This window comes from Variovorax sp. KK3, assembly GCF_001984055.1.
Lineage (GTDB): Bacteria > Pseudomonadota > Gammaproteobacteria > Burkholderiales > Burkholderiaceae_C > Variovorax.
The window spans coordinates 1-23622 of sequence record NZ_LYVO01000006.1 but is presented as its reverse complement, the minus strand read 5'-3'; the positions used below and the strand labels follow the sequence as shown (position 1 = coordinate 23622).

Sequence of the window (23622 nt, the reverse complement as noted above, 5' to 3'; positions counted from 1 at the left end):
TCTGTTTCAATATCGGAATTCAACAAAACGTGTTCCGGACCTGGCGCCGGCAAGCACCGACCACATGGCCACTCGCAAGATCGTCTCGCCACCCAGCAACGAAGCGGCCGTCGACTCCCAAGCCCCGCGTGCGCCGCTGCGCAGCCTCAACCTGCTGAGCAAACTCGCACTGGCCGTGGACGGCTTGACGCTGTCGCAACTGGCGCTGGCCGTCGAGACACCCAAGACCAGCGTGCTGGCGCTGCTGCGAGCGCTTCTGCAGGGCGGCTACGTGCAGCTGGACGGCACGCGCTACCGTCTCGGCGACGCAGCCCATGCGCTCGCGACGCTGATCGCATCGCAGAAGCGGCCGGCCGACATCGCGCACCTGCCCGAGATCGCGCAGCCCTTTCTTCACACGCTGGCGCAGCAGTCGGGCGAAACGGTGTTCGTGTCCGCGCTGGCACCGGACTCGCTCGAGGCCATCTACGTCGCGCGGGCCGAGAGCGCGCACCCGATCCGCTTCATGGCCTCCATCGGCGAGCGCCGTCCGCTCTACTCGTCCGCCGGCGGCCGCACGCTGCTGGCCTTTCTGCCGAAGGAGACGCAGGAGGACTACCTGGCCCAGATCAAGCCGGTGGCCTTCACGTCGCGCACGCTCACCGACAAGCGGCGCCTGCGCAAGATGCTCGAAGAGATCCGCGCCACAGGCGTCGCGACGACGGCGGACGACACCCACTTTGGCGTGTCGGCCTTCGGCATGCCCCTGCGCGGCCCCGACGGCGAAGTCGCCGCCGCACTGGTGCTGGCCGCGCCGAGCGACCGGGTGGAGCCGCAGTCGGCACGCCTGGTCACGCTGCTGCGCGAGCATGCGCAGGCGATCTCGCGTGCGCTGGGCTACATCCCGGCGGGCTGAATCGAAGATCTGCTGCATGGTGACTGCGCGAGCGACGGGCGTTCGGTGCGGCGGCCGTGCGTCTACTTCTGCGCGACCGACTTCTGCACGGTCGGACAGGCGGATTTCGACAGCGGCTGGAAGGCCTCTTCGGCCGTGACCTTGGCGCGGATGTCGTAGTAGTCCCACGGCTTCTTCGAATCGCCAGGCTTCTTCACCTGCACCAGCATCATGTCCTTCATGAGGCGGCCGTCTTCGCGCAACGTCGCTCGGCCGGCGTACACGTCCTCGATGGGCATCGAGCGCATCTGCTTCATCACCGTGAGCGCGTCGTCGGTGCCGGCGGCCTTGACGGCCTTGAGGTAGGTCAGCGCGGCCGAGTAGCCCGCGGCCTGGATCGCGGTCGGCATCTTCTTGACCTCTTTGTAGAAGCGCTCGCCGAACTGGCGCGAGGCCGGGTCGCTGTCCCAGTAGAAGCCTTCGATGGTGTACAGGCCCTGGGCCAGCGGCAGGCCGAGCGCGTGCACGTCGGTCAGCAGGAAAGCCATGGCGATCACGTTCTGCTTGCCGGACTTGTTGACGCCGAATTCGTTGGCCGCCTTGACCGCGTTGATCATGTCGCCGCCCGCATTGGCCAGCGCGATCGCCTTGGCGCCCGACGATTGGGCGCGCAGCATGTACGACGAGAAGTCCGGCGCGTTGAAGGGATGCTTGACCGAGCCGACGACCTTGCCGCCGGCCGCTTCGATGACCTTGGTGGCGTCCTGCTCCATCGCCTGGCCGAAGGCATAGTCGGCCGACACGAAGTACCAGCTGTCCATGCCCTGCTTGACCAGGAACTTGGGCGTGCTCGCCAGCGCGACGGTGTCGAGCTGCCAGTGCGCGGTGGTGGGCGAACAGCTCTCGTTGGTCAGCCGCGGCGAATAGGCGCCGCTGACCATCACCACCTTCTGCTTCTGCTTGCCGATCTCGGCCACGGCCAGCGAGGGCGCCGAGCCGACCAGGTCGGTGATCATGTCGACCTTCTGCGAATCGAACCACTCGCGCGCCTTGGCCGATGCGACGTCGGCCTTGTTCTGGTGGTCGGCCGTGACGATCTCGATCTTGCGGCCGTTGATCTGGCCGCCCATCTCGTCGACCGCCATCTTCACCGCGGCGATCGAACCCTTGCCGGCGAAGTCGGAGAACAGGCCGCTCAGGTCGGTGAGGACGCCGATGCGGATCACGTCGTCCGAGATGCCGATGGCCTTGGTTGCCGGCGCGGCAGGTGCCGCCGGTGCGGTCTGCGCGGTCGCGGGAATCGCCGCCACGGTGGCGGCAGCCAGGGCGCAAGTGCTGAGGATGTGCTTCATGTCTTGTCTCCGTTGTCTATCGAGGGATGAGGTCGGGTGGCTCAGGCCGTCGTGGCCGCGAGCACTTCGGGGTTGAGGATCGACGGCGGGTTGCCGGCCTGTTCGCCGTAGCCCAGCGCCGCGATCAGGTTGTCGACCGCGAGGTTCGCCAGAGCGCGCCGCGCGGGCACCGAGGCGCTGCCGATGTGCGGGCTCATGATCAGGCGCGGTGCGGTCAGCAACTCGGGATGCACGCGGGGCTCGTTCTCGAACACGTCGAGCGCGGCACCGCCGAGGCGGCCTTCGTGCAATGCCTGCGCAAGCGACCGGTCGTCCACGATGCCGCCGCGCGCCACGTTCACCAGCGTCGCGCCCGGCTTCATGGCCCGCAGCTCGGCCGCGCCGATGAAGTGCTTCGTCTCCTCGGCGTAAGGCAAGGTCAGCACCAGGTGATCGACTTCGGCCAGCAGCGCATCCTTGCTGCACCAAGTGGCACGGCACGCCTCCTCGATGGACTGCGGCACCGGCCTGCGGTTGTGATACACGACCCGCATGCCGAAGCCGGCGGCGCGCCGCGCGATGGCCTGGCCGATGCCGCCCATGCCGGCGATGCCCAGCGTGCGACCGTGCAGGTCGGCACCGATCATCAGGTCGTAGGCGAAGCCATGCCATTGGCCCGAGCGCACGTAATCGTCGGCTTCGCGCAGCCGGCGCGCCGCGGCCATCATCAGCGCCCATGCGAGATCGGCCACGCTCTCGTTCGACACGTGGGGAGTGTTGGTGGCAATGACGCCGCGGCGCGTGATCGCTTCGAGGTCGAAGTTGTTGAAGCCGGCCGCGCAGTTGCAGACGGCGCGCAGCTGCGGGTTGGCCGCGAGCAGCGCTTCGTCGATGCGTTCACCGCCCATCAAGAGGGCGCCCACCTTGCCGTCGATGCGCGCGCCCAGCTGCTCGGGCGAGAAGGGACGGTCTTCGAGGTTGCGCTCGACGTCGAAGTAGGCGTCGAGCCGGTCGAGGATGTCGTCGAAGGTGGCGCGGGCCACCAGAATCTTTTCTTTGTTCATGCCACCACCTGGGCTGCGGGCCGGGCCGAGCCCGCCGCGGGTTTCGATGCTTCGGACATCAGCACGGTGCGCCCGACCACCTGCCCCGAGCGCACGGCCAGCAAGGCCGCGTTGACGTCGACGAGCGGACGCACGCTCACGGGCACTTCCGGTGCGCCGTGGCGCGCGACGTGCGCCATGAGCGCGCCCATCTCGTCGAGCGAGCCGACATAGGAACCCTGGACGCTCAACGAGCGAAGCACCAGCGTCGGAATCGGCAGCTCGAAGGCACCGCCGTACATGCCGACGACCACGAGGCGGCCGCCCTTGCGCAGCAGCGGGATCGCGTTGCTCGTCGACGTCGCCGAGCCCACGAAATCCAGCACGGCGCCGAAGCCATCCGCGGCGTGCCCGGCGAGCTGCGCCATGCCATCGGCTGTCGGCGCCACCGCCGCCACTGCACCGAGCGCCAGCGCCGCGTCGCGCTTGGCTGCGTCGGGCTCGATCACCACCGCGCCGCGGGACTTCATGCCTTGCAGCAGCGACAGGCACATCAGCCCCAGGCCGCCCGCGCCCACGATGACGATGGGCTCGCGTGCCAGCAGGTCCTCGACCTTCATCAGCGCGCTGAACGCGGTCAAGCCGGAACAGGCGAGCGGTGCCGCGCGCTCGGGCGGCAGGCTTCCGATCGGAAAGAGGTAGCGCGCATGCGGCACCAGCAGGTGCTCGCCGAAGCCGCCGGGGCGGAACACGCCGATGAAGCGGGGTTGGGTGCAGAAGGACTCGTCGTCGCCGCGGCAGGCCGGGCAGCTTCCGCAGCCGATCCATGGATGCACGAGCACGCGCTCGCCGATCTGCATGCCTTGCGCTTCGGGGCCGAGCGCGACGACTTCGCCGACGTTCTCGTGGCCCAGGGTGTGCGGGAGCGTGATGCCGCGCTCGGTCATCGCGAGCCGCTTGCCCTGGCCCAGGTCGAAGAAGCCGTCGCTCAAGTGCAGGTCGGTGTGGCAGACGCCCGCCGCGAGCGTGCGCAGCAGCACCTCGCTGCCCGTGGGCACCGGTGTCTGCACGCGCCGCGGCACGAGCGGCGCGCCGCAGCACACCAGCTCGTAGCGCAGGCTCGTTTGCGGAAGCGACCCGTCGGTCATCACGCGCCGATCGTCTGCGACCAGAAGGTGTCGATGCGGTCGAGCGCGCCTTCGACGATGACGGGCGACTCGAAGAAGGTGACGGTGGGCTCCGGGCCGCGGTAGCGCTTGACGACCGTGCGACGCCATTCGTCGGTGTAGATGCGCTGGGCCTGCTCCTTGGTCTCCCACAGGTAGCAGCCGCCGATGACCAGCCGGTCTTCCGACAGCAGGTAGTACTTGCGGATGAGGCCGGGAACCTTGAGGTAGTTGGGAGAAGTGCCGTCGAAGATCTCGCGCACCTCCGCGTCGGACAGCGGTTCGGGAACGGTGATCTGCACCATCGCGGTAATCATGAATCTGTCTCCTGGTTGCTCGCGGCCATCGATGGCCGGCGTGGAGCGAGTCTACACGGCTTTATCCGATAACGGAACTATTTATATTGTTGGTCCGATATCAGAACATTGTTCGTGCGATGTTTTCTTGGGAGACGATGGTCCGGGCAGATCGGCGATCGATGCGGCACCGGCCTGCTCGTGGGCTGCGGCGGCGCGCGGTGGCGAAGCGCACGCAAAGGGGCGCCGCCCCATCGTTACAGGGCGTGCGTTCGAAGCGCGGTGGATGCGGGGTGGCGTTGCGGCTACGCGGGGCTTGCAGCGCCGGGCAGCCAGGCGCTGACGGCCAGCCCGGGCTGCGCGTTGCGCACGGCCAGCGTGCCGCCGTGCGCCACGGCCACCAGCCGGCACAGGTACATGCCCAGGCCCACGCCGCCGGTGGCGCGCTGCCGCGCGCTGTCGGTACGGTAGAAGGGCTCGGTCAGGCGCTCGAGCTGCTCGGCATCGACGCCGGGGCCGAAGTCGCGCACCTCGAGCTCGACGCCGCCCTCCGTCGACGCGCGCAGTGCGATGCGCGGCGCCTCGGCCGCATCGCCGCCGTAGCGCAGCGCGTTCTCCAGCAGGTTGCGCACCAGCAGGCGGATGCGCAGGCGGTCCAGTGCCAGCGCAGGCAGGCCGGCTGCCACGTCGAGCACGATGCGGCCGCCCTCCGGATGCTCGGCCACCACCTCGCGCACGAGCGCGGAGACGTCGACCGGCTCGCGCTGCAGGGCCACGTGCGGGCTGGCGAGGCGCTCGCTTTCCAGCAGGTCGCTGATGAGGTCGCGCATCTCGGCCAGGTCGCGCAGCAGCGCGGCGCGCTCGGCCGCACCTTCGGGCGTGGCGGGCAGGAGTTCGGCGTTGAGGCGCGCGCGCGTGAGCGGCGAGCGCAACTCGTGGCTCAGGGCCAGCAGCAGCGCGCGCTTGGCATCGAGCATGCCCTGGATGTCGTGCGCCATGGTGTTGATGCGCTGCGCGAGATCGCCCAGCTCATCGCGACGTCGCAACGGTATCGGCTGGTCGAAGGCGCCGCTGCCGAAGCGCTCGGCGCCGGCGCGGATGTCGTCGAGCGGCCGCAGCAGGCGGCGAACATAGGCGTAGGCGAGCACGATCAAGGCCAGCAGCAAGCCCAGGGTGAGCCAGCCGATGCCGTGCGGCTCGCGCTGCCAGGGCAGCGTGCCCAGGCCGAAGTTGATGCGATGGCCATCCGCGGTGCTGCGCGTCAGCCACTCGCTGCTGCGCGGGCCGAAGCCGCGCCAGCGGCGATCGGGGTGCGAGTCCCAGTTGACGACCGGGCCCTCGATGCGGATGGAGATGGGCAGCCGCGTGACCAGCGCCTGCGCGCGCGCCACGTCGGGCGGCTGGCCCAGCTCGGCCACCAGCCGGTCCATGTAGTCGCCGACCAGCGGCTGCGCCGCGCCGCGCCAGCCGTTGGAGAAAGCGCGCTGCATGCCGCCCAGGAACACCGCCGCCATCGCCATGGCGAGCAGCACGAAGACGGTGATCAGCCGCAGGCGCAGCGAATGGCGCCAGCGGTGGTGCCACTGGCCATGCGGGCCATGGGGCCCGCGCGGACGCGGACGACGGCTCACGGGCCGCCGCCGCCCTTGCCGACCGCGAGCATGTAGCCGGCATTGCGCAGCGTCTTGATGCAGTCCAGCGGCTCAAGCTTCTTGCGCAGCCGGCTCACCACGATGTCGACGGCACGCGTGTAGAGCTCCGCCTCGTGGCCGCGCAGCCGGTTCAGGATGTCGTCGCGACTCCAGACCTTGCCGGGCGGATCGGCCAGCAGTGCGAGGAGTTCGAACTCGGTGCCGGTGAGTTCGACGCGCTCGCCCTGGCGCAGCACCTCGCGTCGGTCAAGGTCGATCACCAGGCCCTCGAACTCGCGGCGCTGCGCGGGCGTCGTGACCGGCGCGGCACGCTGCCGGCGCAAGATGGTCTGCACGCGTGCCACCAGCTCGCGCGGCTCGAAGGGCTTGGGCAGGTAGTCGTCGGCGCCCAGCTCCAGGCCGACCACGCGGTCCATCACGTCGCCGCGCGCGGTCAGCATCACGATCGGGATGTCGCTCTCCTTCCGGATCTCGCGGCACAGCGCGAAGCCGTCCATCTCGGGGAGCATCACGTCGAGGATGGCCGCGTCGTAGGGCTGCGAACGCAAGCGGGCCAGGCCTTCGCTGGGCCGCGAGGCGCTGTCGAGCACGCAGTCGAAGCGCGCGAAGTAGCTGGCCAGTGGCGCGGCCAGGTGCTCGTCGTCGTCGATCAGCAGGATGCGGGGCATGGAGCCATTGTGCCTAGCGGCCGCGAAGACGAGCCCGGTGATCAGGCCCGATGCCATCGAACCCGCCGCGTCTTGCCGGCCTTCACCACGGGTCGGCGCGGCCGATGCGGCCGAGATGCGTGGCACCGAACTCGCTGCCGTACTTGAGCCCATAGCCCAGCGCGCGGTCGAGGCCGATGTGCGCGGACCAGACCAGGGCGACAGCGATCAGCGTCGGCGTCTCGCCGACCAGGCCCAGCGCCAGCAGCGCGACCGGGCCGATGTACGAATGCGCCGCGTTGTAGGCGACGGCACCGATGCGCGCGCCGGCCAGGTAGCCCAGGAAGGACAGGTCGGGCAGCAGGAACAGCATCGCGAAGGCGCCCCAGCTGGCGCCGAGGTATTGGTAGGCGGCGACCGCGGCGGCCAGCACCGCGAGTCCTTCGAGGCGCAGCAGCAGGCGCACGCCGCCGCGGGTGGCGCCCGGAAGCTGGCGCCGCGCGTCCGACGCCTCGCGCACACGCGGCGGAGTCGATGCCCGCGCGGTCGCGAGGCCCGGCGCGGAGAACTCAGCCACGGTGACCCCAGCGGCGACCGCGCTCCATGAAGTCGCGGACCTTCTGCTGCTGCGCGGGATTGAGGTTGTCGAAGAAGTCGGCGGCCGCCGCGATCACTTCAGGGCTCCCGGTGCGCACGGCGGCGGTCTTGTCGTCGACCAGCTTCTTCGCGCGCTCCTGGTCGAGCCTGGCGCCCGCGAAGAGCGAGCGGAACTCGGCACGCGGATCGCCGCCGCCGCGCAGCGCCGCACGCTGGGCCTGGATCTTTTCGGCCAGCACGTCGAGCTTCTGTTTCTGGGTGGCGTCGAGTTCGAGCTTGCTGCCCACGCGCTCGACCATGCGGGCACGGAACTCGGCGCGGTCTTGCTCGGAATAGCCGCCGCCCCAGCCGTGGCGGTGGCTGGAGCAGCCGGCCAGGCTGCCGGCCAGCAGCGCGGCGCCGGCAAAGCCGAAGAGAGAGCGTTTGAACCAGGGCTTCATGGAGTCTTTCCTTTCGTTGCGATCGGGATCGATCGGGAAGACTCGATGGTGCGAGCGCGTGGCCGCGCCGTCCTTTCGCCGCGGTTTCGGCGTGTTTCGTTTTATTGCGTCGCGGTGGCCGGCGCGAGCAGGCTGGCCGGGTCGTCGGAATCCAGCACCTGCTGCGTCCACGCCGTGAGCTTGCTCGTGTCGGCGCGCAGCACCTCCTGCTTGACCGCCAGGATCTGGGAGGGGTGCATGGAAAAGCTGCGCAGGCCCATGCCCAGCAGCAGCCGCGTGAAGGCCACGTCGCCCGCCATCTCGCCGCACACGCTCACACCCTTGCCCTGGCGCCGGCATTCGGTGATGGTCTCGGCCACCAGGCGCAGCACGGCCGGGTGCGCGGGGTCGTAGAGGTGCGCCACCGACTCGTCGGCCCGGTCGATGGCCAGCGTGTACTGGATCAGGTCGTTGGTGCCGATCGAGAGAAAGTCGAAGTGCTTGAGGAAGATGCGCAGCGTGAGCGCCGCGGCGGGCACCTCGATCATGGCGCCGAGCTTCACGGGGCCGTGCACCATGCCGCGGTTGTCGAGCTCGGCACGCGCGAAGTCGATGAGCGACAAGGTCTGCCGGATCTCGGTGGCATGCGCGAGCATCGGGATCAGCAGATGAATTTCGCCGTGCGCCGCCGCGCGCAGGATGGCGCGGATCTGCGTCAGGAACATGGCCGGGTCGGCCAGGCTCCAGCGGATCGCGCGCAGGCCCAGCGCGGGGTTGAGGTGGGCGTCGTCGCGCACCGACTTGCCGTCCAGCGGCTTGTCGGCGCCCACGTCGATGGTGCGAACGGTGACCGGCATGCCCTGCATGCCTTCGACCGCGCGTTTGTAAGCTTGGTACTGCTCTTCCTCGTCGGGCAGCCGCGTGAGGCTTTGCGCCTCGCGGCCCATGAAGAGGAATTCGCTGCGGAACAGGCCGACGCCGACCGCGCCGACCTTGACCGCGCCCGCGGTGTCCTCGGGCATCTCGATGTTGGCCAGCAGGTCGACGCGCTGGCCGTCGAGCGTGATGGCCGGCTTGTGGCGCAGGCGCGCCAGGCGGCCGCGCTCCAGGTCGCCCTGGCGCTGCTTGAAGCCGTACTCGGCCAGGATGATGGGCGACGGGTCGACGATCACGACGCCGGCGTCGCCGTCGATGATGACCCAGTCGTCCTGCCGCACGAGCTGACTGGCGGTGCGCGCGCCGACCACGGCCGGGATGTCCATGCTGCGCGCGACGATGGCGGTGTGCGAGGTGCGGCCGCCGACGTCGGTGACGAAGCCGGCGAACACGCTCTTCTTGAACTGCAGCATGTCGGCCGGAGAAAGGTCGTGCGCGATCAGCACCAGCGGGGCGTCGATGCCGTCGCCTGCGGTCAGGTCGCTGTCTTCGTCGTCGGCGGAGCGCTTGCGCCGCGGCGGCGTGGGCGCGAGCACGGCGGCAGTGCCCTTCATGCGGTGAAGCAGGCGCTCGACGACCTGCTCCAGGTCGGCCTTGCGCTCGCGCAGGTACTCGTCCTCCATCTCGTCGAACTGGCGCGCCACCACTTCGAGCTGGGTAGTCAGGGCCCATTCGGCGTTGTAGAGGCGCTCGACGATCCAGTGCTTGACGCCGTTGGTGAGCACCTCGTCCTGCAACAGCATCTGGTGCACGTCGAGCAGCGCGGCGAGTTCGTGCGGTGCCTCGTTCGGCCCCATCAGGGCCACGTTGCCCTGCAGCTTCTGCAGTTCTTCGGCCACCGCGTTGCGCGCAACACGCAGCCGGTCGATCTCGGCGTCGACTTCCTCGGGCTTGATGAAGTAATGCGCAACGTCGATGCGGCTGGACACCACCAGCACGGCACGCCCGATCGCGATGCCACGGGCGACAGGCAGACCGTGGACGGCGAAGGTCATGACGGGCCCGCGCCGGGCCGCCCCAAGCGGGCCCAGCCCCCTCGGGGGGTGGCATTACACGAAGCGCAGCGAAGTGAAAAGCCTGGGGGCCACATCATTCCCGCGCCGGGCCGCCCCAAGCGGGCCCAGCCCCCTCGGGGGGTGGCGTTACACGAAGCGCAGCGAAGTGAAAAGCCTGGGGGCCACATCATTCGCCTTCTCCGAACTTGTCGTTCATGAGGGCCACGATGGCGTCGAGCGCTTCCTGTTCCCGGTCGCCGTTGGTTTCGACCTGGACCGTCACGCCGATGCCGGCCGCCAGCATCATCACGCCCATGATGCTCTTGGCATTGACGCGGCGGTCGCCGCGCGACAGCCAGACCTCGCAGGGGTAGCTGCCCGCGAGCTTGGTGAGCTTGGCCGAAGCCCGTGCATGCAGGCCCAGCTTATTGCTGATGGTCACGGATGTCTTGATCACTGTGCTTTCTTCTTGCCTGGTTCTGGGGTGCCGCCACGGCCACCTGCATGACGCCTGCGGTGCCGCCGGTGAGCGCGCGCTGCACCAGCGTGTCGAGCGGCTCGTTGCGGTAGCTTACGGCACGCAACAGCATCGGCAGGTTGACGCCGGCCACCAGGCGGGACCGAACGCCGTCGACCAGCTTCTGCGCCACGTTGCACGGCGTGGCGCCGAACACATCGGCCAGCACCAGGACCTGCGAGCGCGGCGTGCGTTGCAGCTGGGCCAGCGTGATGCGGGCCGCCGCCAGGGTTTCGTCGGGCGACACGTTGGGCAGCACGTCGAGCGCCGCGATGGACGATTCGCTGTCTGGGAACACATGCAACGCACACTGCCGCAGCGCCTGGGCGAGCGGCGAATGGGCGACGATGAAGATGCTGTTCATGCGGGTCGGAGTCGGCTTCGCCGATTATGCGGGGGCGCCCAGAGGAAGTAGAAAAAAGACAACAGGCTGCACACCAGGAACAGCCCCAGTGCACCACGGAAAGCACCCGCAGCATCGAGGCCGACGCGCTGGAACAGGTCGATCAGCAGCCCCACGCACCACTGGATCAGGAAGACACCGAGGAACACCACGAGGTTGTACGCCGACAGGGCCCGGCCTGCCAGTGCCTGCGGCAATGCCATGGCGACCGCGGGCTGGGCCAGCGTGACGACCGTGCCGCAGCACAGGTAGACGGTCCAGGCCACCGTGCCGGCGGCCGGGCCGAGCACCAGGATGGCGGCCAGAGCCAGAAGGCTGAGCGGCAGGCCCCAGGCGATCAGGCGCTCGGCGACGATGCCGCGGCGCGCCAGCCAGGGGTTGGCCGAGCCCCAGAGCCAGTAGGTGACCAGCATCGAGACGCAGATCGCGAACAGCCCATCGGCGGCCTCGGTGGGCGTGTCGCCCGTCACCCGCGTGAGCCACGGCACGACCCACAGCGTCGACATGGCGACGAAGCCGCCGTGGCTGAAAAAGGCGATTGGCACCACCTTGCGGAAGAAGGGGTCGCGCCAGACGGCGGCGTAGCCGGCGTCGCGGGCCGGGCCTGGGGTCACGGCGCTATTGGCGGGCTTGTGCGGCCACGCGGGCGTGGCCCACGCGATCACGAGCATCGACAGCAGCACGCCGCCGGCGAGCATCCAGAACAGCGGCCGCCACCCGGTCAGCGGCATCAGCCAGGTCACCGGCAGCGTGGCGCCGACCATGCCGAGCGAGCCGACCATCAGCATCCAGGAGTTGGCACGCAGCTGCATCGGCGGATCGAACCAGCGCCGGTAGCCGGTGAGCGGCGCCATGAGGCACGCGCTGACACCGACGCCGGTGAGCATGCGGGCCGCGAGCAGCACCCAGAACTGCGTGGCGACCGAGAAGAGCAGGCAGCCGACGACAGCAGCCGACAGGAACCAGAGCATCACGCGTTTGGGCCCGTGCCGGTCGAGCCAGGTGCCCATGGGCAACTGGGTCATGGCGAAGCCGAGGAAGTAGCCGCCGGCCAGCAGGCCGAGGTCGCGCGCATGCAGGCCGAATTCGGCCGTCAGCACCGGCGACAGGGTCGCAGTGATCGCACGCACCAGCGTCGACAGGAAGTACGCGAAGGCAAAGACCAGGAAGACCACGGCGACGCGGCCGCGTCCGTCGAGCAATCCACTCATGGCAGGCGCAGCCCTTCGAGAAAGGTGGTCAGCGCATCGGCCGACTCGGGACGGCCCAGCACCGTGGCCTGGTAGAGCGCGATCTTGCCGGCGCGCTGCTGCGCGAACCACAGCATGTGGGCCGGCGGCGGGCTGCCGGGCGCGTCTTGCACGTCGAGCCGCACGGGGGCCGGCGAAGGCGAGGCCCGCAGCAAGGTGGCCGGCACTTCGGCCACGGAGCGGCCCACGAGCTGGCTGCGGGTGGCGGCGCGCCAGGCGTTCATCCAGCGCTCGGCCTGGGCGGCGTCGTCGGCCGTGGCGTGGGCGACGGCGAATGTGGCGCCTCCGGCCTCGCAGCCCGCCATGTCGACGGTGATGGTGGCGCCGGGGCCCAGCGGGAGGCTCCGCGTCGCGCGGTCGGGCTTGCAGGGCAGCAGTGCCACCAGGCCGTCGTCCGCGATCGGAACCTCGCGCCAGTTGAAGACGGGGCTGCAGGCGCCGAGCAGGCAGGATGCCAGCACGGCCGGCGCGACGAATCGAGTACAGGGAGGCAGGGGCATCGGAGGGCCGATTATCGAACCGCCGCCGAAGTCGCACCGGATGCCTCGGGCGCAGGCAATGCAAGTCGCGCAGGGCGGAACTAAAATCGCCCCGCCCCCTCCATCGAACGCCCATGAAGAAGCTGATCCCCGCCGCCGCCATCGTGATCGCCCTGGCCGCCGGCGTGGGCATCTACCTGAACACGGGTGTGTCGGCTGCACCGCCATCCACCTTCGTGTTGCTCGACGGCAGCAAGAAGAGCACCGAAGACCTCAAGGGCAAGGTCACGCTGGTCAACTTCTGGGCCACCAGTTGCGTGACCTGCGTGGCCGAGATGCCCAAGGTCATCGCCACGTACGACAAGTACAAGGCCCAGGGCTACGACACCCTCGCCGTGGCCATGAGCTACGACCCGCCGAGCTACGTGGTGAACTTCGCCGAGACGCGCAAGCTGCCCTTCAAGGTGGCGATCGACAACACCGGTTCGGTCGCCAAGGCCTGGGGCGACGTGCAGCTCACGCCCACCACCTACATCGTGAACAAGCGCGGCGAAATTGTGAAGCGCTACGTGGGCGAGCCGGACTTCGCCGAGCTGCATCGCTTGATCGAGAAGCTGCTGGCAGAGGCCTGAATTCGTCGTCTCCCTGCGGGAGTTCAGGGGAGCTTCAATCTTTCCGGAAGCCGTCGTGGCAGGCTTTGCAGACGCCACCGGTGGGTCCGAACTGCGCCTTGAGGGCCTCCACATTGCCGGCCTTGGCTGCGGCGACCAGCTTGACGGTCTCGGCCTGCAGCTTGTCCTGGTTTTCCTTGAACTTCGCCTGCTCCTTCCAGATGTCGGGCTTGGCCTTGCCACCTTCCATGCCGGTGCCGAAGGCGGGCCAGGGCAGCTTCGCCATCGCGGCGACCACCTCCGCGTTGGCCACCGCCGCGGCGGCGTCGTAGGGAACCCGGCCGTTGGCCATGCCGCCGAGCCGGCCGAAGTGCTGGCTCATGATGAACATGGCGCTCTGGCGATACATCACGGCATCGTCGGTCTTGGCAAATTGCGCAGCAGCAGGAACGGACAGTGCGACGCAGGCAGCAGCCAGCGCAAGGGTGCAAAGGCGATTCATCGTGGATCCTTCTCTTCTTGTGGGCGCGGCAGCGACGTGCGCCGCTGCCGGCCAGTGTGAGGCGCGCAGGTGGCCGGATGGCCTAGAGACAACCCGCAGGGCGCCCTGGGCCGGAACTTTGCTAATCTGCGCTTCCCGCCGCATTGCCAGCAGCCCTTTCGATGACCGCCCCCTTCGAGCCCACGACGCGCCATGCGGGGCTGGGTGACGCCGGCGCGCCGCGCACCCGGGTCTGGGACCTGCCGACGCGGCTGTTCCACTGGCTGCTGGCGGCGGCGGTCATCGGAATGATCGTGACGGGCCTCAGCGGGATCATGGAATGGCATTTCCGGATCGGCTACGTGGTGCTGTCGCTGCTGCTCTTCCGCCTGGTCTGGGGCTTCGTGGGCGGGCGCTGGTCGCGCTTTTCCGCATTTCTGTATGCGCCCCGCTCCGTGGTGGCCTACCTTCAAGGCAGGGCCCATCCGGATCACCTGATCGGCCACACGCCGCTGGGCGCCCTCTCGGTGTTCGGCGTGCTCGCCGTCCTGCTGGTGCAGGTGGCAACCGGGCTGGTCGCTGACGACGAGATCGCCTCGGCCGGGCCGCTGACCCGCTTCGTTTCGGGCGCCGTGGTCAGCGCGGCCACGGGCTGGCACAAAGCACAAGGCAAGTGGCTCGTGATCGGGCTGGTGAGCCTGCACGTGCTGGCCGTGCTGTTCTACATCGCGGTGAAGGGCCATCGGCTGGTTCGGCCGATGATCTCGGGTGACAAGCTGGTCGCCCACGGGAGCGCGGCGCCTAGCCGTGACGATGCGGCCTCCAGGTTGCTGGCCCTTGTGGTTTACGTTCTCTGCGCCGCATTCGCGACGTGGATCGCTTCGCTCAGAGCATGACTTTTTCCATCTCCAGGCCGCTTCCATTGGCGGGCACGCCGGACATCGTGCTGGTCACGCCCGACCCCGGCAGCGAGCTCGACATCACGCGGTCGATTTTTCTCGAGTACGCGGCCTCGCTGGGGATCGACCTGTGCTTCCAGAATTTCGATGCGGAGTTGGCTGACTTGCCTGGCGACTACGCCGAGCCGCGTGGTGCGCTGCTGCTGGCCCTGGTGGATGCCGGGCCCGGAGGTTCGCAATCGGAGCGTGCGGGCGTGCCGACGTTGAAGCGCGCCAATGGCATCGAGGCCTATGTCGCGGGCTGCTGCGCACTGCGCCCCCTGGACATGGCCGACTACCCGAACGCGGCGGAGATGAAGCGCCTTTATGTCCGTCCGCAGTTTCGAGGCCTGGGTCTCGGCCGCCAGATGGCCGAAGCCATCCTGGACGCAGCGCGCGGCGCCGGCTATGCCTGCGTGCTGCTCGACACGCTGGATGACATGGAGTCGGCGCGGGCCCTCTACGAGGACCTGGGTTTCGTCGAAGTCCCGCCCTACTATCACAACCCCATTGCGGGGTCGCATTACCTCAAGGTCGATCTTTGACGGGAGGGCGTACTCCGCCGGCGCATTCGGCCGGCGGGATCGACCGAGTGCGATTGGCCGAATGCGATCAGCCGGGCGCGATCAGCCGCGGGCCTGCTTGAGCAGCGTCTCGGCGTCGCTGACCTCGAACTTGCCGGGTGCCTCGATGTTGAGCGCGGCCACCTTGCCGTCCTTGACCAGCATCGAGTAGCGGTTGCTGCGAACGCCCATGCCGCGGCCCGTGAGATCCAGCGTCAGGCCCGTGGCGTTCGCGAACACGCCGCTGCCGTCGGCCAGCATGCGCACCTTGCCGTCGGTCTTCTGGTCACGCGCCCACGCGCCCATCACGAACGCGTCGTTGACGCTCACGCACCAGATCTCGTCCACGCCCGCGGCCTTGAGTTCGTCGACGCGCTGCACATAGCCCGGCACGTGCTTGGCCGAACAAGTGGGCGTGAAGGCACCAGGCAGCGCGAAGAGCGCAATGGTCTTGCCCGCCGAGGCCTGACTCACGTCGACAGCGTTCGGGCCGATGCTGCAGCCTTCGCCCTCGACCTCGGAATACTCCTGCAAGGTCGCAGCAGGAAGGGTGTCACCGACTTTGATCATGTTTGCTCCTGAAAAAAGAAAAGCGGCCCACATTGTGGGCCGCTTTCGGATTGGCTGCGCGCCGACGATCAGACCGTGATGGCCTTCTCGACCAAGCGGGTCACGACCCAGTTCTTGGTCTTCGAGATCGGCCGGCTTTCGGTGATCTCGATGGTGTCGCCCATCTTGTACTCGCCCTTTTCGTCATGGGCGTGGTACTTGCTCGAGCGGGTCACCACCTTGTCGTAGATCGGGTGCTTCACGCGGCGCTCGACGAGCACCGTCACCGTCTTGGCACGCTTGTCGCTGACCACCTTGCCGATCAGGGTGCGCTTGAGGGATTTTTTAGCTTCCGTCATGGTCACTCCTTACTTGGCGGTTTCTTGCTGCTTCTGCGCAAGAATGGTCTTGGCACGGGCGATGTCGCGGCGCGTGATGCGCAGCGTGGCCGTGTTGGACAGTTGTTGCGTGGCCTTCTGCATGCGCAGGCCGAAATGAGCCTTCTGCAGATCCTTGATTTCGGCTTGCAGGCCGGCGACATCCTTGTCGCGCAGCGTGGCGGCCTTCGACACCTTGGCGGTAGCCGCGGCGTCCTTCTTCTTACGGGTTGCCATGTTCGTTCTCCCGATCAGGCGCCGAGCTGGCGAGCGACGAAGGTGGTGCGCAGCGGCAGCTTGGCGGCGGCCAGGCGGAACGCTTCGCGCGCGAGTTCTTCGGGCACACCGACGATCTCGTAGATCACCTTGCCGGGCTGGATCTCGGCGACGTAATACTCGGGGTTGCCCTTGCCGTTACCCATCCGCACTTCGGCGGGCTTGGTGGAAATCGGCTTGTCGGGAAACACACGAATCCAGATGCGACCACCGCGCTTGACGTGGCGCGAGATCGCGCGACGGGCGGCTTCGATCTGGCGTGCCGTCAAGCGGCCGCGGTCGATCGACTTGAGGCCGAAATCACCGAAGGACACCGCGTTGCCGCGGGTCGCGATGCCGGTGTTGCGGCCCTTCTGTTCCTTGCGGAACTTTCTGCGTGCAGGTTGCAGCATGTTATTTACTCCGTAGTTCTAAGACCGATGTCACTCGGTCTTGGCGCCGTCCGCTGCTGCAGCGGGCGCGGCCTTGCGGACGCGCTTAACGGCGGGTTTCGAGTCTGCACCGCCGGCTTCTGCGGGCTTGTCGCTGCCATCGGCCGGAGCGACGTTACCGCCGATCGGGCCGCGGGCACCGGCACGGGGACCACCACGACGGTCCGAGCCCGGACGGTCGCCACCAGGACGGCCGTCACGGCGCGGGCCACGCGGGCGGCGCTCTTCTTCGGGGCGCGGGGTCTCGACGACCGGCAGGTCGTTGCGGCCCAGCGTGTCGCCCTTGTAGACCCACACCTTGACGCCGATGACGCCGTAGGTGGTCTTGGCTTCCGAGGTGCCGTAGTCGATGTCGGCGCGCAGCGTGTGCAGCGGCACACGGCCTTCGCGGTACCACTCGGTGCGGGCGATTTCGATGCCGTTCAGGCGGCCTGCGGACATGATCTTGATGCCCTGAGCACCCAGGCGCATCGCGTTCTGCATGGCGCGCTTCATGGCGCGGCGGAACATGATGCGCTTTTCGAGCTGCTGCGTGATGCTGTCGGCGATCAGCTGAGCATCGATTTCAGGCTTGCGCACTTCTTCGATGTTCACGGCGACGGGCACGCCCAGCTGCTTGCCGAGCTCGCGCTTCAGGTTCTCGATGTCTTCGCCCTTCTTGCCGATCACGACGCCCGGCCGTGCCGAGTAGATCGTGATGCGCGCGTTCTTGGCGGGACGCTCGATCATGACGCGCGACACCGAAGCGTTCTTGAGCTTCTTCTTCAGGTACTCGCGCACCTTGATGTCTTCGGCCAGCATGCCGGCGAAGTCGCGGTTGCTGGCGTACCAGCGGCTGGACCAGTTACGGCTGACCGCGAGGCGGAAGCCGGTCGGGTGGATTTTCTGTCCCATATTTCTTCCAGCCTGTTAGTTGCCCACCGTCACGTACACGTGGCACGTGGGCTTGCTGATGCGGTTGCCGCGACCCTTGGCGCGCGCCGTGAAGCGCTTGAGCGTGGCGCCCTGCTCGACGTAGATGGTCTTGACCTTCAGTTCGTCGATGTCGGCACCGTCGTTGTGCTCGGCGTTGGCGATGGCCGACTCGAGCACCTTCTTCACGATCACGGCGGCCTTCTTCTGCGTGAACTGCAGAATGTTGAGCGCTTGATCCACCTTCTTGCCGCGGATCAGATCGGCGACCAGACGGCCTTTGTCGACCGAAAGGCGAACGCCGCGGAGGACTGCACGTGTTTCAGACATGGTCGTTCCTTACTTCTTCTGGACTTTCTTGTCCGCGGGGTGCCCCTTGAACGTGCGCGTGAGCGCAAATTCGCCGAGCTTGTGGCCGACCATCTGGTCGGTGATGTACACGGGCACGTGCTGCTTGCCGTTGTGCACGGCGATGGTCAGGCCGATGAACTCGGGCAGGACCATCGAGCGACGCGACCAGGTCTTGATCGGCTTCTTGTCCTTGTTCGTCACGGCCTTGTCGGCCTTGGCCGCCAGGTGGTGGTCGACGAAGGGACCTTTCTTGAGAGAGCGAGTCATGTGGCTGTCCCTTACTTCTTCCGACGCGACACGATGAAGACCTGCGTGCGCTTGTTGTTGCGGGTGCGATAACCCTTGGTGAGGTTGCCCCACGGGTCAACAGGATGGCGGCCTTCGCCGGTCTTGCCTTCACCGCCACCGTGCGGGTGGTCGACCGGGTTCATCACCACGCCGCGCACGGTCGGGCGGATGCCCATGTGGCGCTTGACACCGGCCTTGCCGAGTTGGCGCAGGCTGTGCTCTTCGTTGGCGACTTCACCGATGGTGGCGCGGCATTCGACGTGCACGCGGCGCACTTCGCCCGAGCGCATGCGGACCTGGGCGTAAACGCCTTCACGGGCCAGCAGCGTGGCCGACGTGCCGGCCGAACGGGCGATCTGCGCGCCCTTGCCCGGCTGCAGTTCGATGCAGTGGATCGTCGAACCCACGGGGATATTGCGGATAGGCAGCGTGTTGCCGGCGCGGATCGGGGCTTCCGAACCGCTCAGCAGCGTTGCACCGGCTTCCAGGCCACGCGGGGCGATGATGTAGCGACGCTCGCCGTCGGCGTAGCACACCAGGGCGATGTGGGCGGTGCGGTTCGGGTCGTACTCGATGCGTTCGACCTTGGCCGGGATGCCGTCCTTGTTGCGCACGAAGTCGACCACACGGTAGTGGTGCTTGTGGCCGCCGCCCTTGTGGCGAGTCGTGATGTGGCCGTTGTTGTTGCGGCCGGCCTTCTGGAACTGGGGTTCCAGAAGGGCTGCGTGCGGCGCACCCTTGTACAGGTGGTCCCGCGAGATCTTCACCGCGCCACGTTGGCCCGGCGAAGTGGGTTTCATCTTGATGACGGCCATGATTAAGCGCCTTCCCCAACCAGGTTGAGCTCCTGACCGGCCTTGAGCGTCACGTAAGCCTTGCGAACGTTGTCGCGACGGCCGACCGACTTACCAAAGCGCTTGGTCTTGCCCTTGATGTTGGCCACGGACACGCCCTTCACTTCGACCTTGAACATGAGTTCGACGGCCGCCTTGATTTCGGGCTTGGTGGCGTCCTGCAGCACCTTGAAGGTGACTGCATTCGACTTTTCGCCGACGAGCGTGGCCTTTTCGGACACGATCGGAGCGACCAGCACGTTCATCAGCCGACCTTCGTCGAACTGGCGCTGCTGGGGAGTGGGATTGACGCGGCTCATGCGAACATCTCCTTGAGCTTGTCGACGGCGCCCTTGGTGACCAGCACCTTCTTGTAGTGGACCAGCGACACCGGGTCGGCGTAACGCGGCTCGACCACGAGCACGTTGACCAGGTTGCGCGAGGCCAGGTACAGGTTCTCGTCGACTTCTTCGGCGATCACGAGCACGGACTCGAGATTCATCGCCTTGAACTTGGCAGCCAGCGGCTTGGTCTTGGGCGAGTCGACCTTGATCGAATCGACCACGGCCAGGCGGCCTTCGCGTGCCAGCTGGGAGAAGATGGCGGCCATGCCGGCGCGGTACATCTTCTTGTTGATCTTCTGGGTGAAGTTTTCGTCCGGCATGTTCGGGAAGATGCGGCCGCCCCCACGCCACAGGGGCGAGGAAGTCATACCGGCACGGGCGCGGCCCGTTCCCTTTTGCTTGAACGGCTTCTTGGTCGAGTGCTTGACCTGTTCGCGGTCCTTCTGGGCACGGGTGCCCTGGCGGGCATTGGCCTGGTAGGCGACGACGATCTGGTGCACCAAGTCTTCGTTGTAGTCACGGCCGAACACGGTCTCGGGCGCGTCGTACTTGGACGCGGCCTGGCCCTGCTCGTTCAGGAGTTCGAGTTGCATTGCTGTTGCTCCTTAAGCCGCGGGCGCCGCCTTGGCCTTGACGGCCGGGCGAACGGTGACGAAGCCACCCTTGGCGCCGGGGATCGCGCCTTTGATCAAAAGCAGCTGGCGTGCTTCGTCGATGCGGATCAGGTCGAGGTTTTGGGTGGTCACGGTGACGTCGCCGAGGTGGCCCGTCATGCGCTTGCCGGGGAACACACGGCCGGGATCTTGCGCCATGCCGATCGAGCCGGGCACGTTGTGCGAACGGCTGTTGCCGTGCGACGCGCGCTGCGAGGACATGTTGTGGCGCTTGATGGTGCCCGCGTAGCCCTTGCCGATCGAAGTGCCTTGCACGTCGACCTTTTGGCCCACGGTAAACACGCTGGCCGCTGCAATGGCGCCACCAGCCTTGTGCTGGGCGGCGGCATCGGCGGTGATGCGGAATTCCTGGATGATTTCGCCGGCTTCGACGCCAGCCTTGGCGAGATGGCCAGCTTCGGGCTTGGTGACGCGCGATGCCTTGCGCGAGCCGAAGGTCACCTGCAGGGCGACGTAGCCATCGGTCTCTTGGGTTTTGATCTGGGTCACACGGTTGTTGGACACATCCACTACCGTGACGGGAACAGCGTCACCGTCATCGGTGAAGAGACGCATCATCCCCACCTTGCGGCCCAGCAACCCGAGGGAGTTGCTCAGACTCATGGTTTTTTCTCCAAGACTCCCGCCGCTGCCACTTCAATTGGCGACAGCGTTTGGTATGCGGAAGAGGTTGATAAATCTCTGCACAACAGCGCCAGAGCAAAGGCCTGGGCGCAAATTGGGCGGAGCCGGCGATTATAGACCGGGCGTGCGACGTCGTGCAAGCAGTCCGCTGGCGCGGACTGCCAGGTTCACTTCGCCGGCATCGTGATGATCTTGTCGCCTTCGGGCGTCTGCTTGAGGCCGCTTGCTTTGGGCAGGGCGGAGGGCGCCTTGCTGGTCTGCACCGTGATCGAGGTGGCGCTGGTGGCGCCGTTCTGGGTCGTGAACACGTTCAGATAGCCTATCCCGTCCGCGTCGGTCGCGACCTGAAGGGTGATGGTGGTGACTTGCCCCGCGGGCAGTGCCTGCGATCCGGACGAGCCGGCGATCGTGAGACCACCGTCACCGGTGAAGCGCACCGAGCCCCCTGCGGGAGCGGTGATGCCTTCGAAACGAAGCACCACCGGCACGGCGACGCCTGCCTGCGGCTCTCCGTCGATGCGGTACTGGACCGCGATGCCGGAGCCGCCCGGCTTCATCGGCGCCGCGACCATGGCGGCCGAACCGCCGCTCGCAGGCTTGATCCCGGCGCAGGCCTGGAGGGACAGGCCCACGCCCAGCGTCAACAGGACGATGGTTGCAAGGCGGTGTGCGCGCATGGCTGTGTTCCTCAGTTGATGGTGACGGTGAAACACGTATTCGTCGACGTGTTGTTGAAGTCGTTGACGACCAGAACTGCGTCGCCGGCAGAAAGCGTGGCTGCACCAGACTCGCTTCCTGCGACAGTTGAAAGCCCCTGGCCTGCGCGGCGCCCCTGGTAGACCACGAAATCCGGGTCGGTGCCCGCGCCGCCTCCGGTGACCGTGATGCTGTAGTTGCGTTGCGTCGGCGCCGTGAAGCGCAGGTAGGCGTAGCTGCCGAGCTTGTTGCCGTCTCGCGCCGGGTCGGCCTGGTTCGTGACGCAGGTCGACGTGCCGACACCGAGATTGACGACCTTGTACATCGGCAGCGTATAGGTGTTGAAGCCGCCACCATTGCTCTCGTTGTCCGCGTAAGGGCTGTTGGGGACGGCGATGTTCTGGGCAACCAGCAACGCATTCAAGGCAGAGGCACTGCTCGGCGCTGCGGCGTTGAAGGCGACCGAGAAGGGATGGATCGACGTGACGGCGACGCCGGTCTTGAACGATCCGGTCATCGCGTCGTGGATCGGCTTGAAGCCCACCTGGTTGTTCAAGTTCCACAGGATCGAATGAATCGAGGCCTCGCGATACCAGCCTTGATTCGTCGATGGACCCGCGGCGAGGTTCAGGTTGGAGCCCAATGCCTGGCTTGCCCCCACCGAGTCGGTGTAATTGCTGCGGCCAAGCGCAATGCCCGACCATGCGTTGCCCCAGCCCTCCGAGAAAGCCAGCCGGCGGTCCAGAAGCTCGTCCACGCCGTGGGCGCCCCCGGGCGAATCGTCACGGCTGAACGCCGACTGATAGTAGTGGCCCCATTCATGGGCGACGACCGAGGTGTCGTACTCGTCGGTATCGACGTCTGCCTTGCCCAGAACATAGATGGAGCGCCCCGCCGTGCCCGATGTCGTGAAGAAGGTTGTGCCGATCTGGCCCAGCGTGAGATTGCCGGTGGCCGGCAGATTGTTGACGCTCCAGTACACGCGCAATGCCGGGAACACCGTGGTCGGCGCGGCGGACAACACCTTGGCCTGCGTCGCATAGACGGTGTCGAGCACCGCGAACGGCCCGGCCACGCGGTCCGATCCGTACGACGTGCCCGTCCAACCCGAAGGCGCATGGACGTCACGCGTGACGGTTGAACCACCCGTAGCAAACGAGGACGATTGCATCGAGTAAAGCGCTTCGCCCTGTGTGTTGTCGCGTACGCTGACATCCCAACTCGGTCCCGTACCGCTCTGCAGCAACTGGGCCTTGACGCGAACCGTGACGGTGGTGTTGGCGGGCACGGAGGTGGTGTAGGCGCCATTGCCGTCCGTGGCCGTGGTGGCGATCACCGTCGAGCTGCCGTCCAGCACTTCCACCAGGGCACCGCGCACGGGCTTCGGGGTCGTCGCCGCGTAGTTCAAGCCACCTGTCGCATTGGGAACCGAGTCGTAGGTGACGTTGCCGTTGAGCGTGACGCTGGTAGCGCCGGGTGTCGTCGGCGCAACCGTGAGAGGAGCGAAGAACCCACCGCCGCCACCGCCGCCGCCCCCTCCGCACGCACTGAGTGCTACTGCGGAAACCAGCGCGAGGGTCCGCAGGAACCATGTTGTCTTCATCTCTACTCCCCAGGAGCATGCTCGCCCGACAGATTGCCGTGCCAAGAGGATGCCACATCCCCGGCCCAGTAAATAAGCCCGCGGGCATTTCTGCGCGCGGGCTTTTTCCTACAAAAGTGGCACTTATTGCAGTTTGATCTCGACGTCGACACCGGCCGGCAAGTCGAGCTTCATCAGTGCATCGACCGTCTTGTCGGTGGGGTCGACGATGTCCATGAGGCGCTGGTGCGTGCGGATCTCGAACTGGTCGCGGCTCGTCTTGTTCACGTGCGGCGAGCGCAGGATGTCGAAGCGCTTCATGCGGGTCGGCAAAGGCACGGGGCCCTTGACGATCGCACCGGTGCGCTTGGCGGTGTCCACGATTTCAGCAGCGGACTGGTCGATCAGCTTGTAATCGAACGCCTTCAGGCGGATGCGGATTTTTTGCTTGGTGGCCATGGTGATTCCTTCGTGCGATCGATCAGAT

The 23622-nt window shown here is 67.2% G+C and carries 32 protein-coding genes; 4 read left to right on the top strand and 28 right to left on the bottom strand.

Annotated elements, in window-relative coordinates:
* The first annotated feature begins 64 nt into the window (after positions 1–64).
* Complete coding sequence (locus B0W80_RS04570) at positions 65–895, top strand: IclR family transcriptional regulator (protein WP_076997926.1); 831 nt, start codon at positions 65–67, stop codon at positions 893–895.
* A 62-nt stretch (positions 896–957) separates the two neighbouring features.
* Here the strand turns inward: B0W80_RS04570 and B0W80_RS04565 are convergent, their stop codons facing one another.
* From B0W80_RS04565 to B0W80_RS04505, 13 genes are all read right to left on the bottom strand, one after another.
* A complete protein-coding gene (locus B0W80_RS04565; RefSeq protein ID WP_076997925.1) occupies positions 958–2226 on the bottom strand; it encodes an ABC transporter substrate-binding protein in 1269 nt (422 codons plus the stop codon).
* 41 nt (positions 2227–2267) lie between these two features.
* A complete protein-coding gene (locus tag B0W80_RS04560; protein ID WP_076997924.1) occupies positions 2268–3269 on the bottom strand; it encodes a D-glycerate dehydrogenase in 1002 nt (333 codons plus the stop codon).
* On the bottom strand, positions 3266–4396 hold the full coding sequence (locus tag B0W80_RS04555; RefSeq protein WP_076997923.1) for an alcohol dehydrogenase: 1131 nt from the start codon (positions 4394–4396) through the stop codon (positions 3266–3268). The genes B0W80_RS04560 and B0W80_RS04555 overlap by 4 nt, the downstream gene beginning before the upstream one ends.
* Positions 4396–4731, bottom strand: coding sequence for a hypothetical protein (locus B0W80_RS04550; RefSeq protein ID WP_076997922.1), 336 nt, complete (start codon positions 4729–4731; stop codon positions 4396–4398). The genes B0W80_RS04555 and B0W80_RS04550 overlap by 1 nt, the downstream gene beginning before the upstream one ends.
* A 284-nt stretch (positions 4732–5015) precedes the next feature.
* Entirely contained in the window at positions 5016–6341 is a 1326-nt protein-coding gene (locus B0W80_RS04545; RefSeq protein WP_076997921.1) for an ATP-binding protein, read from the bottom strand.
* Positions 6338–7030, bottom strand: coding sequence for a response regulator transcription factor (locus B0W80_RS04540; protein WP_076998031.1), 693 nt, complete (start codon positions 7028–7030; stop codon positions 6338–6340). The genes B0W80_RS04545 and B0W80_RS04540 overlap by 4 nt, the downstream gene beginning before the upstream one ends.
* An 82-nt stretch (positions 7031–7112) precedes the next feature.
* Positions 7113–7586 carry a DUF4260 domain-containing protein gene (locus B0W80_RS04535; RefSeq protein ID WP_083745175.1) on the bottom strand — a complete coding sequence of 158 codons (474 nt, stop codon included), beginning with the start codon at positions 7584–7586 and terminating at the stop codon, positions 7113–7115.
* Positions 7579–8046, bottom strand: coding sequence for a Spy/CpxP family protein refolding chaperone (locus B0W80_RS04530; RefSeq protein WP_076997919.1), 468 nt, complete (start codon positions 8044–8046; stop codon positions 7579–7581). Before B0W80_RS04530 ends, B0W80_RS04535 begins: the two co-directional genes overlap by 8 nt.
* 101 nt (positions 8047–8147) lie before the next feature.
* Positions 8148–9956 carry a phosphoenolpyruvate--protein phosphotransferase gene (ptsP, locus tag B0W80_RS04525; RefSeq protein WP_076997918.1) on the bottom strand — a complete coding sequence of 603 codons (1809 nt, stop codon included), beginning with the start codon at positions 9954–9956 and terminating at the stop codon, positions 8148–8150.
* Positions 9957–10143: 187 nt separating this feature from the next.
* Positions 10144–10413 carry an HPr family phosphocarrier protein gene (locus B0W80_RS04520; RefSeq protein ID WP_076997917.1) on the bottom strand — a complete coding sequence of 90 codons (270 nt, stop codon included), beginning with the start codon at positions 10411–10413 and terminating at the stop codon, positions 10144–10146.
* Positions 10382–10837: a PTS sugar transporter subunit IIA gene (locus tag B0W80_RS04515; RefSeq protein ID WP_076997916.1), complete on the bottom strand. Its 456-nt coding sequence runs from the start codon at positions 10835–10837 to the stop codon at positions 10382–10384. The genes B0W80_RS04520 and B0W80_RS04515 overlap by 32 nt, the downstream gene beginning before the upstream one ends.
* Entirely contained in the window at positions 10834–12087 is a 1254-nt protein-coding gene (locus tag B0W80_RS04510; RefSeq protein ID WP_076997915.1) for an MFS transporter, read from the bottom strand. Before B0W80_RS04510 ends, B0W80_RS04515 begins: the two co-directional genes overlap by 4 nt.
* Positions 12084–12626 carry a hypothetical protein gene (locus tag B0W80_RS04505; RefSeq protein ID WP_076997914.1) on the bottom strand — a complete coding sequence of 181 codons (543 nt, stop codon included), beginning with the start codon at positions 12624–12626 and terminating at the stop codon, positions 12084–12086. Before B0W80_RS04505 ends, B0W80_RS04510 begins: the two co-directional genes overlap by 4 nt.
* A 113-nt stretch (positions 12627–12739) precedes the next feature.
* On the opposite strand from B0W80_RS04505, the gene B0W80_RS04500 reads away from it, so the two are divergent.
* Positions 12740–13237, top strand: a complete 498-nt coding sequence (locus tag B0W80_RS04500; RefSeq protein ID WP_076997913.1) for a TlpA disulfide reductase family protein — start codon at positions 12740–12742, stop codon at positions 13235–13237.
* Positions 13238–13271: 34 nt separating this feature from the next.
* On the opposite strand, the gene B0W80_RS04495 is transcribed toward B0W80_RS04500, so the two are convergent.
* The gene (locus tag B0W80_RS04495) at positions 13272–13718 is read right to left on the bottom strand and encodes a cytochrome c (RefSeq protein WP_076997912.1); all 447 of its coding nucleotides are present in this window, start codon (positions 13716–13718) and stop codon (positions 13272–13274) included.
* Positions 13719–13879: 161 nt separating this feature from the next.
* On the opposite strand from B0W80_RS04495, the gene B0W80_RS04490 reads away from it, so the two are divergent.
* Positions 13880–14593, top strand: coding sequence for a cytochrome b/b6 domain-containing protein (locus B0W80_RS04490; RefSeq protein ID WP_083745174.1), 714 nt, complete (start codon positions 13880–13882; stop codon positions 14591–14593).
* Positions 14590–15180 carry a GNAT family N-acetyltransferase gene (locus B0W80_RS04485; protein WP_076997911.1) on the top strand — a complete coding sequence of 197 codons (591 nt, stop codon included), beginning with the start codon at positions 14590–14592 and terminating at the stop codon, positions 15178–15180. Before B0W80_RS04490 ends, B0W80_RS04485 begins: the two co-directional genes overlap by 4 nt.
* An 81-nt stretch (positions 15181–15261) precedes the next feature.
* On the opposite strand, the gene B0W80_RS04480 is transcribed toward B0W80_RS04485, so the two are convergent.
* The 14 genes from B0W80_RS04480 to rpsJ form a co-directional block, all read right to left on the bottom strand.
* Positions 15262–15768, bottom strand: coding sequence for a peroxiredoxin (locus B0W80_RS04480; protein ID WP_076997910.1), 507 nt, complete (start codon positions 15766–15768; stop codon positions 15262–15264).
* 68 nt (positions 15769–15836) lie between these two features.
* Positions 15837–16106, bottom strand: coding sequence for a 30S ribosomal protein S17 (rpsQ, locus tag B0W80_RS04475; RefSeq protein ID WP_076997909.1), 270 nt, complete (start codon positions 16104–16106; stop codon positions 15837–15839).
* A gap of 9 nt (positions 16107–16115) precedes the next feature.
* Positions 16116–16319: a 50S ribosomal protein L29 gene (gene rpmC / locus B0W80_RS04470; RefSeq protein ID WP_076998029.1), complete on the bottom strand. Its 204-nt coding sequence runs from the start codon at positions 16317–16319 to the stop codon at positions 16116–16118.
* 56 nt (positions 16320–16375) lie between these two features.
* Entirely contained in the window at positions 16376–16792 is a 417-nt protein-coding gene (gene rplP, locus B0W80_RS04465; protein WP_068674864.1) for a 50S ribosomal protein L16, read from the bottom strand.
* Positions 16793–16822: 30 nt separating this feature from the next.
* Positions 16823–17725 carry a 30S ribosomal protein S3 gene (gene rpsC / locus B0W80_RS04460; RefSeq protein ID WP_076997908.1) on the bottom strand — a complete coding sequence of 301 codons (903 nt, stop codon included), beginning with the start codon at positions 17723–17725 and terminating at the stop codon, positions 16823–16825.
* Between the two features lie 15 nt (positions 17726–17740).
* On the bottom strand, positions 17741–18073 hold the full coding sequence (gene rplV, locus B0W80_RS04455) for a 50S ribosomal protein L22 (RefSeq protein WP_019657678.1): 333 nt from the start codon (positions 18071–18073) through the stop codon (positions 17741–17743).
* Positions 18074–18082: 9 nt separating this feature from the next.
* On the bottom strand, positions 18083–18361 hold the full coding sequence (rpsS, locus tag B0W80_RS04450; protein WP_076997907.1) for a 30S ribosomal protein S19: 279 nt from the start codon (positions 18359–18361) through the stop codon (positions 18083–18085).
* Positions 18362–18372: 11 nt separating this feature from the next.
* Complete coding sequence (gene rplB / locus B0W80_RS04445; protein WP_076997906.1) at positions 18373–19197, bottom strand: 50S ribosomal protein L2; 825 nt, start codon at positions 19195–19197, stop codon at positions 18373–18375.
* A 2-nt stretch (positions 19198–19199) separates the two neighbouring features.
* Complete coding sequence (rplW, locus tag B0W80_RS04440) at positions 19200–19535, bottom strand: 50S ribosomal protein L23 (RefSeq protein ID WP_076997905.1); 336 nt, start codon at positions 19533–19535, stop codon at positions 19200–19202.
* The gene (gene rplD, locus B0W80_RS04435) at positions 19532–20152 is read right to left on the bottom strand and encodes a 50S ribosomal protein L4 (protein ID WP_076997904.1); all 621 of its coding nucleotides are present in this window, start codon (positions 20150–20152) and stop codon (positions 19532–19534) included. The genes rplW and rplD overlap by 4 nt, the downstream gene beginning before the upstream one ends.
* Positions 20153–20164: 12 nt before the next feature.
* Positions 20165–20836, bottom strand: coding sequence for a 50S ribosomal protein L3 (gene rplC, locus B0W80_RS04430; protein ID WP_076997903.1), 672 nt, complete (start codon positions 20834–20836; stop codon positions 20165–20167).
* A gap of 188 nt (positions 20837–21024) precedes the next feature.
* Positions 21025–21534, bottom strand: a complete 510-nt coding sequence (locus B0W80_RS04425; RefSeq protein ID WP_076997902.1) for a hypothetical protein — start codon at positions 21532–21534, stop codon at positions 21025–21027.
* 11 nt (positions 21535–21545) lie between these two features.
* A complete protein-coding gene (locus B0W80_RS04420; protein WP_076997901.1) occupies positions 21546–23156 on the bottom strand; it encodes a hypothetical protein in 1611 nt (536 codons plus the stop codon).
* Positions 23157–23279: 123 nt separating this feature from the next.
* Positions 23280–23594 (bottom strand): 30S ribosomal protein S10, encoded by a 315-nt coding sequence (gene rpsJ, locus B0W80_RS04415; RefSeq protein WP_028250951.1) that lies wholly within the window; start codon positions 23592–23594, stop codon positions 23280–23282.
* Positions 23595–23622: the final 28 nt, after the last annotated feature.

What these genes read in the sequence shown, in the direction of transcription:
- B0W80_RS04570 (WP_076997926.1), top strand. Translation starts at nt 65, where the DNA reads ATGGCCACTCGCAAGATCGTCTCGCCACCCAGCAACGAAGCGGCCGTC.
- rplP (WP_068674864.1), bottom strand. Translation starts at nt 16,792, where the DNA reads ATGCTGCAACCTGCACGCAGAAAGTTCCGCAAGGAACAGAAGGGCCGC.
- rplV (WP_019657678.1), bottom strand. Translation starts at nt 18,073, where the DNA reads ATGTCTGAAACACGTGCAGTCCTCCGCGGCGTTCGCCTTTCGGTCGAC.
- rplW (WP_076997905.1), bottom strand. Translation starts at nt 19,535, where the DNA reads ATGAGCCGCGTCAATCCCACTCCCCAGCAGCGCCAGTTCGACGAAGGT.
- B0W80_RS04505 (WP_076997914.1), bottom strand. Translation starts at nt 12,626, where the DNA reads ATGCCCCTGCCTCCCTGTACTCGATTCGTCGCGCCGGCCGTGCTGGCA.
- B0W80_RS04510 (WP_076997915.1), bottom strand. Translation starts at nt 12,087, where the DNA reads ATGAGTGGATTGCTCGACGGACGCGGCCGCGTCGCCGTGGTCTTCCTG.
- B0W80_RS04420 (WP_076997901.1), bottom strand. Translation starts at nt 23,156, where the DNA reads ATGAAGACAACATGGTTCCTGCGGACCCTCGCGCTGGTTTCCGCAGTA.
- rpsC (WP_076997908.1), bottom strand. Translation starts at nt 17,725, where the DNA reads ATGGGACAGAAAATCCACCCGACCGGCTTCCGCCTCGCGGTCAGCCGT.
- B0W80_RS04540 (WP_076998031.1), bottom strand. Translation starts at nt 7,030, where the DNA reads ATGCCCCGCATCCTGCTGATCGACGACGACGAGCACCTGGCCGCGCCA.
- B0W80_RS04515 (WP_076997916.1), bottom strand. Translation starts at nt 10,837, where the DNA reads ATGAACAGCATCTTCATCGTCGCCCATTCGCCGCTCGCCCAGGCGCTG.
- B0W80_RS04530 (WP_076997919.1), bottom strand. Translation starts at nt 8,046, where the DNA reads ATGAAGCCCTGGTTCAAACGCTCTCTCTTCGGCTTTGCCGGCGCCGCG.
- rpsS (WP_076997907.1), bottom strand. Translation starts at nt 18,361, where the DNA reads ATGACTCGCTCTCTCAAGAAAGGTCCCTTCGTCGACCACCACCTGGCG.
- ptsP (WP_076997918.1), bottom strand. Translation starts at nt 9,956, where the DNA reads ATGACCTTCGCCGTCCACGGTCTGCCTGTCGCCCGTGGCATCGCGATC.
- B0W80_RS04500 (WP_076997913.1), top strand. Translation starts at nt 12,740, where the DNA reads ATGAAGAAGCTGATCCCCGCCGCCGCCATCGTGATCGCCCTGGCCGCC.
- rplB (WP_076997906.1), bottom strand. Translation starts at nt 19,197, where the DNA reads ATGGCCGTCATCAAGATGAAACCCACTTCGCCGGGCCAACGTGGCGCG.
- rpsQ (WP_076997909.1), bottom strand. Translation starts at nt 16,106, where the DNA reads ATGACGGAAGCTAAAAAATCCCTCAAGCGCACCCTGATCGGCAAGGTG.
- B0W80_RS04425 (WP_076997902.1), bottom strand. Translation starts at nt 21,534, where the DNA reads ATGCGCGCACACCGCCTTGCAACCATCGTCCTGTTGACGCTGGGCGTG.
- B0W80_RS04495 (WP_076997912.1), bottom strand. Translation starts at nt 13,718, where the DNA reads ATGAATCGCCTTTGCACCCTTGCGCTGGCTGCTGCCTGCGTCGCACTG.
- B0W80_RS04565 (WP_076997925.1), bottom strand. Translation starts at nt 2,226, where the DNA reads ATGAAGCACATCCTCAGCACTTGCGCCCTGGCTGCCGCCACCGTGGCG.
- B0W80_RS04550 (WP_076997922.1), bottom strand. Translation starts at nt 4,731, where the DNA reads ATGATTACCGCGATGGTGCAGATCACCGTTCCCGAACCGCTGTCCGAC.
- B0W80_RS04485 (WP_076997911.1), top strand. Translation starts at nt 14,590, where the DNA reads ATGACTTTTTCCATCTCCAGGCCGCTTCCATTGGCGGGCACGCCGGAC.
- B0W80_RS04560 (WP_076997924.1), bottom strand. Translation starts at nt 3,269, where the DNA reads ATGAACAAAGAAAAGATTCTGGTGGCCCGCGCCACCTTCGACGACATC.
- rplC (WP_076997903.1), bottom strand. Translation starts at nt 20,836, where the DNA reads ATGAGTCTGAGCAACTCCCTCGGGTTGCTGGGCCGCAAGGTGGGGATG.
- rpsJ (WP_028250951.1), bottom strand. Translation starts at nt 23,594, where the DNA reads ATGGCCACCAAGCAAAAAATCCGCATCCGCCTGAAGGCGTTCGATTAC.
- rplD (WP_076997904.1), bottom strand. Translation starts at nt 20,152, where the DNA reads ATGCAACTCGAACTCCTGAACGAGCAGGGCCAGGCCGCGTCCAAGTAC.
- B0W80_RS04490 (WP_083745174.1), top strand. Translation starts at nt 13,880, where the DNA reads ATGACCGCCCCCTTCGAGCCCACGACGCGCCATGCGGGGCTGGGTGAC.
- B0W80_RS04480 (WP_076997910.1), bottom strand. Translation starts at nt 15,768, where the DNA reads ATGATCAAAGTCGGTGACACCCTTCCTGCTGCGACCTTGCAGGAGTAT.
- B0W80_RS04555 (WP_076997923.1), bottom strand. Translation starts at nt 4,396, where the DNA reads ATGACCGACGGGTCGCTTCCGCAAACGAGCCTGCGCTACGAGCTGGTG.